Below are 15,411 nucleotides of genomic sequence, written 5' to 3' on the forward strand. Positions count from 1 at the left end.
CGAGAAATTGCCATGAGCATTACAGGCGGCGTCGGCGGTACCGGTTCGGTAATGGACCAGTATCAGCTCAAGGACAGAGAGGTTAAGAGCAACGATCTGGGCAAGAACGAGTTTCTTGAACTGCTGGTGGCTCAGTTGAACAACCAGAACCCGCTAGAGCCGCAGGAAAACGGCGAGTTCATCGGCCAGCTGGCGCAGTTCAGTACGGTCGAAGGGGTTGAGAAGCTGAACTCCAGCATGGAGACCATTCTTTCTGGCTATCAGTCTTCCCAGGCGCTGCAGGCGTCTTCGCTGGTTGGGCGCAAGGTAATCGTGCCGACCGAAAAGGCCGTGGTGGATACCAGCGAGACCTTTAAGGCGAGCATGATTCTTCCCGTCAGCAGCAGCAACGTCTACGTCAACATCTATGACGAGGCCGGATCGGTGGTCAACCGGATCAACATGGGGCAGCAGGAGGCGGGCAGCATTTCCTTCATGTGGGACGGCAAGGATGCCAGCGGCAATACCGTGCCGCCTGGCACCTACAAGTTCGAGGCCCAGGCCACTTATGACGGCGAAACCAAGGGGCTGTACACCTTGCTGCCGGCCAACGTCGACAGCGTGACCCTGGGGGGCAATGAACTGATGCTCAATCTTGCCGGGCTCGGCAGTGTTCCACTTTCCCAAGTGCAGGTCATCGGCCAATAACCATCGGCCGCAACTATCGGTTTTAAGTGCCGGCAGTTCCGGCAAAGGAGCTCTTCATGTCGTTCAATATTGGCCTTAGCGGCATGCGTGCTGCCAGCAAGGACCTCAACGTCACCGGTAACAATATTGCTAACGCTGGTACCGCAGGTTTCAAACAGTCTCGTGCGGAGTTCGCCGATGTGTACGCGGCCAGCATGGGCGTCGGCAAAAATCCGGTGGGCAGTGGCGTACTGCTGGCGAACGTGTCCCAGCAGTTCAGTCAGGGCAACATTAACTACACCCAGAATGCTCTGGATCTTGCGATCAACGGCAACGGTTTTTTCATCACCAGCAACAACGGTGAAATTAGCTACACCCGAGCCGGATATTTCGGCACGGACCGCGAAGGCTATGTTGTCAACAACTTCGGCAATCGCCTGCAGGGCTATTCAGTGGATGCTGCTGGCAACCTGATCAGAGTGCAGAGCGATCTGCGGATTCAGTCGGGACAGCAGGAGCCGAGGGCCACTTCCTCGGTGGTGCAGACCTACAACCTCAACTCTACTGAGACGCGCCCAGCCAATGCGGCTGTTTTCGACCCCGAGGATCCGCTGTCCTACAACTCTTCCACGTCCACCAATATCTATGATGCGCAGGGCAATCCGCACGTCATGACGCAGTACTTCGTCAAGAGCGCCCCGCCTGCAACCAATGCATGGACCATGCATGTTCTGATCGATGGGGTAAATCCTCGGGATCCTGCATCGACCCAGCCGTTCAGCTACAACGTGAACTTCAATCCGGCGGGGCAGTTCGCCAATCCGGCATTCACTGCGATTTCATCTACCCCAGCCAACGCGGCCCTGGATGCACCTGCCGTTACGGGTGAAAACGGCACGATAAGCTTTGGTGCTGCAGACTGGACGCCGGCCGAGCCGAATCCGGCTGTGCCGGGCACCATGGTGGCCAATGGAGCAGAGAACTCGGCGATCGTTTTCGACATGCGCGGTTCTTCGCAGTACGCCAGTTCCTTTGGAGTGAACAGCTTGAGTCAGGATGGCTACACCACCGGGTTGCTGGCTGGTCTGGAGATTGACGATTCGGGCATGGTCTTTGCGCGCTATACCAATGGTCAATCCAAGGTGCAGGGGCAAGTGTTGTTGGCCAACTTTGCTAATGTCCAGGGGCTGACTCCCTCGGGGAAAACAGCCTGGACTCAATCCTTCGCGTCCGGGGAGCCGGTTATCGGCACTCCTCGCTCGAGTACGCTGGGCGCCTTGCAGTCCGGTGCGCTGGAAGACTCCAACGTCGAGCTTTCCGACCAATTGGTCAACCTGATCGTGGCGCAGCGTAACTACCAGGCGAACGCCAAGACCATCGAGACCGAGAGTGCGGTGACCCAGACCCTGATCAACCTGCGGTAACGCACCGGCGGCAATATTCCGCCATGGTTTCCAGGCAAAAGGCCCCGTTAGGGGCCTTTTGCGTATTAAAGCTTTCAGAATCAAGCAGATATCTCATCTATGGTGACGTGGCACGCTGCTTGCATTTTCTGACGCTACTAGCAGCCCGGGCGTCAAGCCCGCGTCTTGGAGGTATCGATGGACAAGATGCTCTATGTGGCCATGACCGGCGCCAGCCAGAACGCGCGCGCGCAGCAGGCTCATGCCAACAACCTGGCCAACCTGTCCACCACCGGTTTTCGCCGTGATTTCGAGCAGGCCCGCTCAATGCAGGTGTTCGGCGACAGTTTTCCGGCGCGTGTTTATGCCATGACTGAACGGCCAGGCACGGATTTCACGTCTGGCTCGTTGCAGGAAACCGGGCGGGATCTGGATGTTGCCGTAGAGGGGGATGGCTGGATCGCTGTACAGGCGCCTGACGGCAGTGAGGCTTACGTGCGTACCGGCAGCCTCAATATCGACACCCTGGGCATGTTGCGCACCGGCGATGGTTTGCCGGTACTCGGCAACGCCGGGCCGATTGCCATCCCGCCGGAAGAGAAAATCGAGATCGGTCACGATGGCTCAATCAGCATTCGTGCCCTTGGCGAAGACCCCAATGTGGTGGTGACGGTCGACCGGCTCAAGTTGGTCAACCCCGATCCGCAGCAACTGGAGAAGGGAACCGACGGCATGATTCGCATGAAGGACGGCCAGCCTCTGGAGGCCGATGCGGCAGTGCGCGTGACCTCTGGCTTTCTCGAGGCCAGCAACGTCAATGCGGTAGCTGAGATGACATCGATGCTGGCGTTGGCGCGACAGTTCGAGTTGCACGTAAAGATGATGCGCACCGCCGAAGAAGATGGCGCTGCTGCGGCCCGAGTATTGCAGATCAGCTAGTAAATAGCGCGTAGCGCCCGGATACCGGCGCATGAGGAGAAGAATATGCTTCCAGCACTTTGGGTGAGCAAGACAGGTCTGTCCGCACAGGATATGAACCTGACCACCATTTCCAACAACCTGGCCAACGTTTCTACCACTGGGTTCAAGAAGGACCGTGCCGAGTTTCAGGATCTGCTCTATCAAATCCGTCGTCAGCCAGGCGGCCAATCCACGCAGGACAGCGAGCTTCCTTCCGGTCTTCAGCTGGGCACCGGTGTGCGCATCGTCGGCACTCAGAAGCAATTCACCGCCGGCAGCCTGCAAACCACTGAGCAGCCGCTGGACATGGCCATAAACGGCCGCGGCTTTTTCCAGGTGCTGCTGCCCGATGGCACGGTTTCCTACACACGCGACGGCAGCTTTCACCTCAACGCCGACGGCCAGGTGGTGACCTCCAACGGTTATGCCCTGGAACCGGCCATCGTCGTGCCGCCGGAGACCCAGACCTTCACCGTCGGTGAGGACGGCACCGTGTCGGTCACCACCCTTGGCAACCCGGCGCCGCAAATCATCGGCAACCTGCAGACCGCTGACTTCATCAATCCCGCCGGCTTGCAGGCCATGGGTAGCAACCTGTTCCTGGAAACCGCTGCCAGCGGTGCGCCGCAGGTCAGCACGCCTGGACTCAACGGCCTGGGCACCGTGCTGCAGAACACTCTGGAAAACTCCAACGTCAGCGTCGTTGAGGAGCTGGTGAACATGATCACCACTCAGCGTGCCTACGAAATGAACTCCAAGGTGATTTCCACCGCCGACCAGATGCTGTCGTTCGTCACCCAGCAGCTCTGACGGGCGCTGGCTGTTGTAGGCAGGCGGCTGCGGCGTCTGCCGCTGTTTCAATAGCCCTGGCTGGGCTGAGGTGTTCCATGAGTCGCGTATTGATTGCTTTCTCGCTGGTTTCGGTGGTTGTGCTGAGCGGTTGCGTCGCGCCTGCGCCCAAGCCTGACGATCCCTATTACGCTCCGGTGCTGCCGCGCACGCCGCTGCCAGCGGCGCAGAACAATGGCGCCATCTACCAGGCCGGCTTCGAAACCAGCCTGTTTGATGATCGCAAGGCGTTCCGCGTCGGGGACATCATTACCATCACGCTCAACGAGCGCACCCAGGCCAGCAAGAACGCCAGCTCCAAGATCTCCAAGGACAGCAATACGGAGATGGGGCTGACCTCGCTGCTGGGCAATGCGGTTAGCCTGAATAACCCGGCAGCCGGACTGCTGCGAAACGGCGGCCCGCTTTCGCTCGATACCGAATTCGGCAGTTCCAGCTCGACCAGTGGCGCCGGTCAGGCAGGGCAGAGCAACAGCCTGTCCGGCTCGATCACCGTTACCGTCTCCGAAGTGCTGCCCAACGGCATCCTGGCCATTCGCGGTGAGAAGTGGCTGACACTCAACACGGGCGACGAGCTGGTACGTATCGCTGGCCTGGTGCGGGCTGACGATATCGCGACGGATAACACCGTGTCGTCCATGCGTGTGGCCGATGCGCGCATCACCTATTCCGGCACTGGCGCCTTCGCCGATGCGAGCCAGCCGGGTTGGCTGAGCCGCTTCTTCGTCAGCCCGCTGTGGCCATTCTGAGGAAAGACGTCATGTTCAGGAATGTCATGCTGCTTCTCGGCTTGCTGGCCCTCGGTACTTCGGCCTACGCCGAGCGCCTCAAGGACATCGCCACCATCCAGGGCGTGCGTAGCAACCAGTTGGTGGGCTATGGCCTGGTAGTCGGCCTCAACGGCAGCGGTGACCAGACCACGCAAACGCCGTTCACGGTGCAGACCTTCAACAACATGCTGGCGCAGTTCGGCATCAAGGTGCCGCCGGGGGGCAACGTGCAGTTGAAGAACGTTGCAGCGGTTTCCATCCATGCCGAGCTGCCGCCGTTCGCCAAGCCTGGGCAGACTATCGACATCACCGTTTCCTCGATTGGCAACGCCAAGAGCCTGCGCGGCGGCAGTCTGCTGATGTCGCCGCTGAAGGGAATCGACGGCAACGTCTATGCCATCGCCCAGGGCAACCTGGTGGTTGGCGGTTTTGATGCCGGTGGTGCCGATGGCTCGCGGATCACCGTCAACTCGCCTTCGGCCGGTCGCATCCCTGGTGGCGCCACCGTCGAGCGCCCCGTGCCGACGGCCTTCAACCAGGGCAACACCCTGACGTTGAATCTCAACCGGCCTGACTTCACTACGGCAAAGAATATCGTTGATCAGATCAATGACCTGCTCGGCCCGGGCGTCGCCCAGGCGCTTGACGGCGGTTCGATCAGCGTCAGCGCGCCGTTGGATCCCAGCCAGCGGGTGGACTATCTGTCGATTCTGGAAAACCTCGAGGTCGATGTCGGCCAGGCTGTGGCCAAGGTCATCATCAATTCGCGCACCGGTACCATCGTCATCGGCCAGAACGTACGGGTGCAGCCGGCGGCGGTCACCCATGGCAGCCTCACCGTGACCATCTCCGAAGATCCGCAGGTCAGTCAGCCCAATTCCTTTTCGGATGGGCAAACGGTGGTCGTACCCAACTCCCGGGTGCAGGCCGAGCAGGAAGCCAAGCCGATGTTCAAGTTCGGCCCCGGCACCACCCTGGACGAAATCGTGCGGGCGGTGAACCAGGTGGGCGCTGCGCCCGGTGACCTGATGGCCATTCTCGAAGCGCTCAAGCAGGCGGGTGCCTTGCAAGCCGACCTGATCGTGATCTAAGGACGAGGTTATGGAAAATCGACTGGGACTCGGCCGGCGCACGCTCGACAGTGGCAGCTACTCGGACCTGAATCGCCTGAACCAGCTCAAGGTGGGCAGGGATCGCGACAGCGAACAGAACGTGCGCAAGGTGGCGCAGGAGTTCGAGTCGCTGTTTCTCAACGAAATGCTCAAGTCCATGCGGTCGGCCACTGAGGTGCTGTCCCAGGATAATCCGTTTAACAGCCAGGCCAGCAAGCAGTATCAGGACATGCATGACCAGCAGCTTTCGGTCACTCTGGCCAGAGACGGGGGCGGAATCGGGCTGGCCGATGTACTGATGCGCCAACTGAGCAAGCGGGAAGCTTCGGCAGAAAAGCCCAACCCGTTCGCTCAGGTGGCACAAACCACAGGCGCCAAATGGGCGAGCAATCCGAACGCCGCCGTCACAGAGCCTGCTCGAGATGACTCCCGGCTGCTCAACCAGCGACGACTGGCTTTGCCGGGCAAGCTTGCAGTAGCCGCTACGGCTCCAGCCGAGGTCGTGAACAGTAGCCCGGATAGTTCGCAGCCGGGCAAGCCGCAGCCGCTGGTCAATATCGATTGGCAGCCAGCCACGGCCTTTGCAGCGCCACAGGACAAGCCACTGATCGTTAATGGGATCGACGCAACGGCAGCCAACTCTCCAAGCAAGACCCGTTTCGACTCACCCGCAGAATTTATCGCCACCATGCTGCCGATGGCCGAAAAGGCTGCAGCGCGACTTGGGGTTGAGCCACGTTTCCTGGTGGCTCAGGCCGCGCTGGAGACTGGTTGGGGCAAGTCCATGATCCGTCAGAAGGACGGCAGCAACAGCCACAACCTGTTCGGCATCAAGGCCACCGGCTGGCAGGGTGCGTCGGCGACCGTGATGACTACCGAATACGTCAACGGCAAAGCCACTCGTGAGAGGGCGGGTTTCCGCGCCTACGATTCCTTCGAGCAGAGCTTCAATGATTACGTGAGGCTGCTGGAGAGCAACGGCCGCTACCAGAAGGCTATTCAGGTGGCGAGCACCTCCGGCGACTCTGAACGCTTCGTCAATGAATTGCAGCGGGCCGGATACGCAACCGACCCGCAATACGCGCGCAAGATCAACCAGATCGCGCGCAAGGTGCAGACCTATCAAACCATCGCCGACGCAAGCACGACGTCCGCTATGAGGACCAGAGGCTAAAACATGTCTGACCTACTGAGTATTGGCCTGTCCGGCCTGGCCGCGAGCAAGACCCAGCTGTCCATCACCGGCCACAACATCAGCAACGTCAACACGCCGGGCTACAGCCGCCAGGATGCGACCCAGGCGACCCGCCATCCGCAGTTCAGCGGCGCCGGCTATATCGGCTCGGGCACGACCCTGGTGGACATTCGCCGCACCTACAGCGAATTCCTCACCACCCAGCTGCGCAGCAGCACCGCGCTCAACAGCGATGTCGAGGCCTATAAAAGCCAGATCAGCCAGCTCGATTCCCTGCTGGCGGGCAGCACCACGGGTATTACGCCATCGCTGCAGAGCTTCTTCTCCGCCTTGCAGACGGCCGCCGAAGACCCGGCCAACATCCCGGCGCGGCAGCTGGTACTGGCCGAGTCCGAAGGCCTGGCGCGGCGTTTCAACACCGTGTACGACCGTCTGACCGAGCAGAACAGCTTCGTCAACAAGCAGATGACCGCCGTGACCGACCAGGTCAATCGCCTGGCGGGCAACATCGGTCGCCTGAACGATTCCATTGCCATCGCCGCAGCCAATGGCCAGCAACCCAACGACCTGCTCGATGCCCGCGATGAAGCGGTGCGCGAGCTGTCGAAGTACATTGGCGTCACCGTGGTACCGCAGGATGACAGCAGCTTTAACCTCTTCGTCGGCAGCGGCCAGCCGCTGGTGGTGGGCAGCAGCGTGTCGCGCCTGGAAGTGGTGCCGGGGCTGGGCGATCCCAATCGCCACGAAGTACAGTTCGTCAGCGGCGGCTCGCGGCAGACCATCACCACGCAGATCACCGGCGGTGAGCTGGGCGGGTTGATTCGTTACCGCGAAGAAGTGCTGGATACCACCCTGAACTCGCTGGGCCGGCTGGCGCTGGTGGTCAGCGACCAGGTCAATACACAACTGGGGCAGGGCCTGGACCTGAAGGGCCAGGTGGGCTCGGCGCTGTTTGGCAATTTCAACGACCCCGCGCTGGCGGATCTGCGGGCCAGGGCCTTCAGCGACAACCCCTCGCTGAATACGGCGACCCCCGCCGATGCCGCCCTGGATATCAGCGATACCAGCCTGCTCACCACCAGCGACTACCGCCTGGAGTACGACGGCACCCAGTACCGGGCCAGGCGCCTGAGTGACGGTGCGCCCATCACGGTGACGCCGAATGCCGGGCCGCCGGCGCACCTGACCTTTGCCGATGCCAACGGTCGCGACCAGGGCTTCACCGTCCGCATCAGCGGAACGCCAGTGGATGGCGACAACTTTATCCTGCAGCCCACCCGTCGCGGCGCCACGGATATTTCCGCAGTTCTGGATCAGGCGGATCAACTGGCCTTTGCCGCGCCCTTGCGCGCGCAGGCAGAGCTGCAGAATGCGGGCAATGGCGTGATCGGCCAGCCTTCCATCGATAACGTGCAGGACCCCTTGGTCCCGGCGGATCTGAAGGGCATGTCGCCCCTGTCCCTGAGCTACGCCGCGCCTGTGGCACCAGCGACCACGGGTACGTTCACCCTGACAGCGCCCGCCGGGGTCACCGTTTCGCCGGCGACGCTGAGCATCACGCCGGGGCAGAGCAATACGCTCAGCTACACCCTTGAGTTTGGTGGCAGTACCGTCGATGTTTCGCAAACCTTCAGCGGGCGTCCCGCCGCAGGTGATACGTTCACGCTGGAGTACAACCAGAGCGGCGTTTCCGACAACCGCAACGCGCTGAAGCTGGTCGATCTGCAGACCAAGCAGACGGTTGGCGTGGACAACACCGTCGTGGGTTCAGGCTTCAGCCTCACCGACGGCTATGGCGAGCTGGTCGAGCGTGTCGGCACCCTGACCGCCCAGGCGCGGATGGACAGCGATGCCACCGGCGCGATCCTCAAGCAGGCCCAGGACAACCGCGACTCGCTGTCGGCGGTGAACCTCGACGAAGAAGCCGCCAACCTGATCAAGTTCGAGCAGTACTACAACGCCTCGGCACAGATCATTCAAGTTGCGCGCTCGATGTTCGATACATTGATCAGCACCTTCCGCTAATAGGCCCGACCATGCGCATTTCCTCCTTGCAAGCATTCAACAACGGCGTCGCCGGGCTGCAGCGCAACTACGCCAACGCGACCCGCACCCAGGAACAGATCAGCACCGGCAACCGGATCCTGACCCCGGCGGACGACCCCGTTGCCTCGGTGCGGCTGCTGCAGCTCGAACAGCAGCAAAATGTGCTCAGCCAGTACAAGTCCAACCTGACGGCGGCGAACAACAGTCTGACCCAGGAAGAAGTCACCCTCAACTCCGTCAATACCGTATTGCATCGCGTGCGCGAACTGGCTCTGAGGGCCGGCAACGGCTCTCTCGATCCGCAGGATCGCCAATCCATCGCTGCCGAGCTGCGTGAGCGCGAAGACGAACTCCTGTCGCTGATGAATACCCGCAATGCGCGTGGCGAATACCTTTTTTCCGGCTTCCAGGGCAAGACCCAGCCTTTCGTGCGCGGTCCTGACGGCAGCTACAGCTACCAGGGCGACGAGGGCCAACGCAAACTGCAGATCGCCAGCTCGCTGAATATCGCCATCAGCGATAGCGGCAAGAGTATTTTTGAAAATGTTGTCAATGCTGGTCGCCTTGAAGTGGATGGCGCGGCGGCCCTCGGCTTTCCAGTTTCGCAGCCGTTGGTGAGTGACGAAGTCGCCTTCGCTAATTACAGCGAAATCCGTGTCGTGTTTGACGCTGCGACGGAGGGCAGTTTCGAGGTCTTTGCAACGCCGAGGGATGGCTCCCCGGAGGTCTCGCTTGGGCAAGGCAGTCTCGACAACGACCCAGAGACCGATGACCAACTGGTGTTCGGTGGCGTGACATTGTTTGTCGGTGGGCAGCCGCCATTGGGTTCTGAAGTTATTGTGCAGGCGAAAGTTCCAGCAGAAGAGAAACAAGGCATCCTGGGCACCATCGCCAACCTGCGCATGACGCTCGAAGACTCGACCTCCAGCAACACCGACATCCGCGATGCCGTTGCCGTGAGTGTGACCAACCTCGATCACGGCATGGTCAGCGTGGATGCCGCGCGCGGCAATATCGGTGCGCGGCTGAACGTGATCGAAACCACCCTGACCGACAACGAAGACGTGGCGCTGGTCAACAAGTCGGTACAGGCCGAACTGCGTGAGCTGGATTACGCCGAAGCGCTGTCGCGGCTTTCCTTCCAGACGATTATTCTCGAAGCGGCTCAGCAGAGTTATATAAAAATAAGCGGGCTGAATTTGTTCAATAGAATGTGACAGGCAAGCTGGGCGACCCTGTCACAAAACAGACCGGCCTTGTTTGACTTGTAGTTGTTGCCTCTTAGAGTGGTCGTCGGCGCATGGAGTAGCGCGCCGGATCATTCCGACATCACAAGGACCTGAACATGACCAAGTCATTTATCTATGCAACATTGCTGGCTCTGCTTACCGGTTTCTCCGTCGTTGGCCATGCAGCTAGCAAGCCTGCCGAAGCCCCCGTTGCGATGGCAGCAACTGCCCCAGTGAACCTCAATACAGCCGACGCCGAAACCCTGGTTCGCGAACTCAAAGGAATTGGTGCGGCAAAAGCCCAAGCCATCATCGAGTACCGCGAAGCACATGGCCCGTTCAGCTCCGTTGATGAGCTACTCGAGGTCAAGGGTATTGGCACGTCAATCCTGGATAAAAACCGGGCCAAACTCAGCCTGAACTGATTACATAACCCTGTCGTTCTGAAGCCGGTCCAGTCGACCGGCTTTTTTGTTTGTGTCAGCCAGTGCGAAGCGGTGCAGTCGAGGCGTGAACGTCAGGGTAAACAGCATGGTCTCCTGCAGGACTGTGAGCATCTTTGTCCAGTCCCAAGGCTGGTAAAGAACATTAAAAAAGCATTGACATGTATGGTTATGCACATTCCTGATAGCACGCCTCTTCGTTCGTTGAATCTGCTATCAGATTTTTCAATGAATGGAATAACTTATTGATTTATAAGGAGTTTTTAGGATTGAGCAAAAACTCGTCGATCTGATTGGAACCCGCATCAGGCGGGCGTTTGGGGCGGTCATCCATAATCTGTTCACAGTGTTATCCACAGGTTTTGTGGATAAGCGGCTACAAGCCAAACAGGACGGGCGTCGGCGGGTTGGCTCTGGAGGTGAAGCGATGAAAGTACCCTGGCGATTGATCAAATATCTACCGATGGCGCAGAAGGTTCTGGCCCGAGGCAGGCTGCCTGCGGTGCTTATTGCCGTAGCGCGCAAGAGTTCGTCTCGCGGTGGAGTGCTTAAGGAGCTGCGCAGCGATCTCGCGTTGCTTCAGGCACTGTGTGTAGCTTGGTGGCGAGGCGACTACCGGGCAGTGAGTACCTCGGCTTTGGTCGCAGTGGTGGCAGGCCTTTTATATTTTCTTGCACCGTTGGATGCCGTACCTGACTGGATCCCTGGCCTTGGCTTTCTTGATGATCTGGCCGTGCTCGGATGGGTGATGCGCAAGTGGTCTGTTGAACTGGAGGCCTTTCGCGTTTGGCGAGACAGCCAATCCACAGAGGTACGTGAAGATTTGAAACGCCTTCCGGCTGCCGATGAGCCCAAGGCGGAATAGGGGAAACAACAATTGTCGTAAAAAGTCAGGTATTAATCCTTTTCTGCGTCAAATGGCCTTAAAAAAGCGCGAACGTCGTTTTGCTTTGATTCGACCTGTGGACGCTTTGGCTAAAAAAGCCCCCTCGGGCTGTTAAGATTCGGCTTCTACAAAGTCAGCAGTAGGTAGGTAGTCGATGAATATTCAAACCATCATGCGCGATGGCAAGCCTGAGTACGCGGTATTGGCCTGGGCCGATTATCAGGCTCTGCTGAAGGCTCTCGGCCAGCCGTCTGAAGAAATCATTGATAAGCCCGCTCCGGCTGCTTTGCCCAGGTTCTCGGAGTTGTCGGCCCTGCGGGAAGCGAAGGGCATGAGCCAAGAGGCTCTGGCGCGCTCAGTTGGTATCAGCCCGGTATACCTGGCTCTGATCGAGCAGGGCGAGCGCGACCCGGGTGACCCTATACGGCGTGCGCTGGCACGCGCTCTGGAGATTGCGCAATGGAGTCCGGACGCGTGAACGACGCTACTGCGCCGATTCGCATCAGCCGACCTCACTGGGATGCGCTGCTTGAAGAGCTGAATGACGCCCGGCTGCAGCGTCATCTGGTGACCTACCGCTCTTTGCTCGAACGACTTCAGTTGCCTGCTCCCGCGATGCAGACCCTGGCTGCTGCGCTAGAGCATCTGGCAATGCTGGACGCTCGGGCCGACCGACCGCTGCGCAGCGTGCTGGTGATCAGCCAGAGCGCCAGCCGTTTGCCCCGAACAGGCTTCTTCGAGTGTGCAGCACGCCTGGGGCGCTTCTGCGGCCCCGCAGATGGCACGGCTGCGGCCTCTTGGCATGCTGGAGAAGTAGCGCGAGTGTTTGAATTCGACTACCCGGAGGCGCCGTAATGCTGCTCAAGGTTCGAGCCCGTGTGGGCTACTGGATTGCACGCAAAATGATGGGCTCACGCTGGGCTGTGCAGCAGCCAAAACTGTGGCGCTGGATGGAAGGACAGTTTGCCCGCATGGCCAGTATTGGCAATACGAAGGCGCAGAGCTTTTATGGCCATATTCTGCTTTTTCGTGGCCAGGGTTATGGAGCAAAGAAAGAGGGTATACGCCTGCTACGTCTGGCAGCCGAGGCTGGCGATGCCAAGGCAGCCTATCAAATGGGCGTCGTCAGCCTCAGTGAGGACGCAAGCCACGGTCCTGACGGGGTCCAGGCCGCGTACTGGTGGAAGCGGGCGGTTGAGTCCGGCCATCCACTGGCCGCCACTCGCCTGGCACAGCTATACACCGCAGGCGGCCATGGACTGGAATCCGACAAGCAGCAGGCCGAGCATTACAAGACCAGGGCTTCAAACCTTGGACTGTGATATCGCTGTTCTACCTATTGAGATCGGGCGTTCGATTACCGAAGCACTTGGTAGAGGCGAGTGGGCCTGCCAACTCAGATATGGGTTTGGCGACTTCACGCAAAAAATCGGACGCTGCCATGTAGGCGCATTGCCTGACGCCTGCGCCTGATGAGTTTTCAGCTTTGGTACATCGGTTAGCCGTCCCGGACTGCGGTTGCCGGTTTCGAGAAATCACGAAATCTATCGGAACCGAGTGACTGAAAAGTGAAGAGCCGCTGAGCGGCTCTTCACTTCAATCCACGATGTAGTCTTTTCGACGAGCAGGTGCTTAGTCTTTCGGTAGGCTGTTCTTGGCTACGGCCTCGTTTAGGCCCAGCCAGTCGAGCAGGATTCTGCCGCTTTCTGCAAGATAAGCATCGTCTTCAGGCTTACCTTTCTTGTCTTCGCCATGGGGCGCCGCTTCGTCTTGGCGTTCCAGCTTCGCCAACGGCTCCTCACCCTTCGCCTCGCGCAAAGCGTTTTCCAGCATCAGCTGACGCTTCTCGATGCTTTCCTGCTGCGCCCGACGTTTTTCTTCGTTAAGGCTGACCGTGGTTTCATGGCTCAGCTCCTGCGCAAGGGCCAGCCGATTGCGGGTAAAGACGAAGTCGGGGTTCTCTCCAGTCCGTGTTTCGTGGCGGGCTTTAAGCTCAGCAAGGAATGGCGTGAACGGATTCATTTCTTCGCTGTGCACGGCCCGAATGCTGTCCCACGGGAGGGCTTCGGGCAGGGCGCTTTCGCCGATTTCGCTGGTGTCGACCTCAGCCGGGTAGGAGATGTCCGGAATCACGCCCTGGTGCTGCGTGCTCTGCCCCGAAACCCGATAGAACTTGGCAAGCGTCAGTTTCAGCTCGCCGTGATTGAGCGGCTGAACGGTCTGTACTGTGCCCTTGCCGAATGTTTGGCCGCCGAGAATCAGCGCCCGATGGTAATCCTGCATCGCGCCGGCGAAGATCTCCGAAGCCGAGGCGGACAAACGATTCACCAGCACGGCGAGCGGGCCCTTGTAGAAGGCGCCTGGCTGCTCGTCGGCGAGGATATCTACACGGCCGTCGCTATTGCGTACCAGCACGGTTGGTCCTTGCTCGATGAACAGGCCGGTCAGTTCGGTGGCTTCCTGCAGTGATCCACCGCCGTTGTTGCGCAGGTCGATCACCACACCGTCAACCTTTTCCTGCTGCAGTTCGGTCAGCAGCTTCTTCACGTCACGGGTGGTGCTCTTGTAGTTCTTGTCGCCGGAACGCAGCGCCTTGAAGTCAAGATAAAAGGCCGGGATTTCGATGACGCCAAGTTTGTAGTCTCGCCCTTCATGCTGGAGGTTGAGGATCGACTTCTTGGCGGCTTGTTCTTCGAGTTTTACGGCTTCGCGCGTGATGGCGACGACCTTGCTGGTCTGGTCATTCGGCGCGTTGCTCGCGGGGATCACTTCCAGGCGAACAACCGAACCCTTGGGGCCGCGAATCAGCTTGACCACTTCATCGAGTCGCCAGCCGATCACATCCACCATTTCTTCATCGCTCTGGGCAACGCCAATGATCCTGTCGGCGGGGGCGATCTGCTTGCTCTTCTCGGCAGGGCCGGCCGGAACCAGGCGTACGACCTTGACGTGCTCGTTATCGCTCTGCAGGACGGCGCCGATGCCCTCCAGGGAGAGGCTCATGTTGATATCGAAGTTTTCCGCGTTATCCGGCGACAGGTACTGAGTATGGGGGTCGTAGGATTGTGCGAAGGCGTTGATATAGGTTTGGAATACATCCTCGCTGCGAGTCTGATCCAGCCGCGACAGCTGGTTTTTGTAACGTTTGGTGAGCAGCTCTTGGATGTCTTTGGAATCCTTGCCGGCAATCTTCAGACGTAGGACTTCGTCCTTGACGCGTTTGCGCCAGAGGTCGTCCAGCTCTGCCAAATCCTTCGCCCAGGCGGCGTTCTTGCGATCGACGAGGAGTTCCTCGTCAATGGTGAAGTTGAAGTGGTCAACGCCTTTTTCCAGCAGGCCAAGGGCGTATTGCAGGCGGCCTTGCAAGCGCTCCAGGTGCAGCCTGTAGATGGCAAATCCCGGCTCGAGGTTGCCATTCTTCAGGTAGTTGTCGAAGTCATGGCGCGAGGCTTCGAATTTGGCCAGGTCGCCGGCAGTGAAGTAGCTGCGCGACGGATCGAGCATCTCGATGTAACTGTCGAAGATCTTCGCTGAACGAGCGTCGTTGAGCGGTGGCTTGTTGTAATGATGTCGTTTGAGCAGCTCAACCACGTTGAGGCTGGCAATCACCTGGTCGCGGTCGGGCTGCAGATAGTCCCAACTGGTGACATTGCCGGCCTTGGCCAGTGCAGAGGAGGCCTGAAGGCCAAAAAACAAGGCTAAGATCCCGACGGTCAGGCTAGCTTTGAGGCGGGAGGGGCGACGAGAGGCTGGGTAATAACGCATATTAGGCCATCAAGTAGAGCGCCGGCCGCAATCATGGTCGACGGTGAAGAGTAATAGCCCGATGGTAACAGGTGGTTGCGAACGTCA

The 15,411-nt window shown here is 59.4% G+C and carries 15 protein-coding genes; 14 read left to right on the forward strand and 1 reads right to left on the reverse strand.

All coding sequences use genetic code 11. From position 1 onward, the window contains the following. The first annotated feature begins 51 nt into the window (after nucleotides 1-51). The 14 genes from flgD to BN1079_RS01285 all read left to right on the forward strand — a co-directional run bounded on the left by flgD (nucleotide 52) and on the right by BN1079_RS01285 (nucleotide 12,881). Nucleotides 52-687 carry a flagellar hook assembly protein FlgD gene (gene flgD, locus BN1079_RS01220; protein WP_408581900.1) on the forward strand — a complete coding sequence of 212 codons (636 nt, stop codon included), beginning with the start codon at nucleotides 52-54 and terminating at the stop codon, nucleotides 685-687. Nucleotides 688-743: 56 nt separating this feature from the next. After that, the gene (gene flgE / locus BN1079_RS01225; RefSeq protein ID WP_037021727.1) at nucleotides 744-2,090 is read left to right on the forward strand and encodes a flagellar hook protein FlgE; all 1,347 of its coding nucleotides are present in this window, start codon (nucleotides 744-746) and stop codon (nucleotides 2,088-2,090) included. Between the two features lie 177 nt (nucleotides 2,091-2,267). Beyond that, nucleotides 2,268-3,008, forward strand: a complete 741-nt coding sequence (flgF, locus tag BN1079_RS01230; RefSeq protein ID WP_037021728.1) for a flagellar basal-body rod protein FlgF — start codon at nucleotides 2,268-2,270, stop codon at nucleotides 3,006-3,008. A 45-nt stretch (nucleotides 3,009-3,053) separates the two neighbouring features. Then, on the forward strand, nucleotides 3,054-3,839 hold the full coding sequence (flgG, locus tag BN1079_RS01235; protein ID WP_037021730.1) for a flagellar basal-body rod protein FlgG: 786 nt from the start codon (nucleotides 3,054-3,056) through the stop codon (nucleotides 3,837-3,839). A gap of 77 nt (nucleotides 3,840-3,916) precedes the next feature. Further along, the gene (flgH, locus tag BN1079_RS01240; protein WP_037021731.1) at nucleotides 3,917-4,627 is read left to right on the forward strand and encodes a flagellar basal body L-ring protein FlgH; all 711 of its coding nucleotides are present in this window, start codon (nucleotides 3,917-3,919) and stop codon (nucleotides 4,625-4,627) included. An 11-nt stretch (nucleotides 4,628-4,638) separates the two neighbouring features. Further along, complete coding sequence (locus BN1079_RS01245; protein ID WP_037021732.1) at nucleotides 4,639-5,739, forward strand: flagellar basal body P-ring protein FlgI; 1,101 nt, start codon at nucleotides 4,639-4,641, stop codon at nucleotides 5,737-5,739. A 10-nt stretch (nucleotides 5,740-5,749) separates the two neighbouring features. Continuing rightward, nucleotides 5,750-6,934 carry a flagellar assembly peptidoglycan hydrolase FlgJ gene (gene flgJ, locus BN1079_RS01250; RefSeq protein ID WP_037021733.1) on the forward strand — a complete coding sequence of 395 codons (1,185 nt, stop codon included), beginning with the start codon at nucleotides 5,750-5,752 and terminating at the stop codon, nucleotides 6,932-6,934. Between the two features lie 3 nt (nucleotides 6,935-6,937). Beyond that, nucleotides 6,938-8,980, forward strand: coding sequence for a flagellar hook-associated protein FlgK (gene flgK / locus BN1079_RS01255; protein ID WP_037021734.1), 2,043 nt, complete (start codon nucleotides 6,938-6,940; stop codon nucleotides 8,978-8,980). Between the two features lie 11 nt (nucleotides 8,981-8,991). After that, nucleotides 8,992-10,218: a flagellar hook-associated protein FlgL gene (flgL, locus tag BN1079_RS01260; protein WP_037021735.1), complete on the forward strand. Its 1,227-nt coding sequence runs from the start codon at nucleotides 8,992-8,994 to the stop codon at nucleotides 10,216-10,218. Nucleotides 10,219-10,346: 128 nt separating this feature from the next. Next, nucleotides 10,347-10,655 (forward strand): ComEA family DNA-binding protein, encoded by a 309-nt coding sequence (locus tag BN1079_RS01265; protein WP_037021737.1) that lies wholly within the window; start codon nucleotides 10,347-10,349, stop codon nucleotides 10,653-10,655. A gap of 445 nt (nucleotides 10,656-11,100) precedes the next feature. Continuing rightward, nucleotides 11,101-11,538, forward strand: a complete 438-nt coding sequence (locus BN1079_RS01270; protein ID WP_037021739.1) for a YkvA family protein — start codon at nucleotides 11,101-11,103, stop codon at nucleotides 11,536-11,538. Between the two features lie 175 nt (nucleotides 11,539-11,713). Beyond that, nucleotides 11,714-12,037: a helix-turn-helix transcriptional regulator gene (locus BN1079_RS01275; RefSeq protein WP_037021740.1), complete on the forward strand. Its 324-nt coding sequence runs from the start codon at nucleotides 11,714-11,716 to the stop codon at nucleotides 12,035-12,037. Beyond that, a complete protein-coding gene (locus BN1079_RS01280) occupies nucleotides 12,019-12,414 on the forward strand; it encodes a hypothetical protein (protein ID WP_052114398.1) in 396 nt (131 codons plus the stop codon). Before BN1079_RS01275 ends, BN1079_RS01280 begins: the two co-directional genes overlap by 19 nt. Continuing rightward, nucleotides 12,414-12,881, forward strand: a complete 468-nt coding sequence (locus BN1079_RS01285) for an SEL1-like repeat protein (protein WP_037021742.1) — start codon at nucleotides 12,414-12,416, stop codon at nucleotides 12,879-12,881. Before BN1079_RS01280 ends, BN1079_RS01285 begins: the two co-directional genes overlap by 1 nt. 310 nt (nucleotides 12,882-13,191) lie before the next feature. Here BN1079_RS01285 and BN1079_RS01290 read toward each other — a convergent pair whose 3' ends face one another. Next, nucleotides 13,192-15,324: a carboxy terminal-processing peptidase gene (locus BN1079_RS01290; RefSeq protein ID WP_052114399.1), complete on the reverse strand. Its 2,133-nt coding sequence runs from the start codon at nucleotides 15,322-15,324 to the stop codon at nucleotides 13,192-13,194. Nucleotides 15,325-15,411 lie beyond the last annotated feature (87 nt).

Origin of the sequence: Pseudomonas saudiphocaensis, from assembly GCF_000756775.1 — a bacterium.
Lineage (GTDB): Bacteria > Pseudomonadota > Gammaproteobacteria > Pseudomonadales > Pseudomonadaceae > Stutzerimonas > Stutzerimonas saudiphocaensis.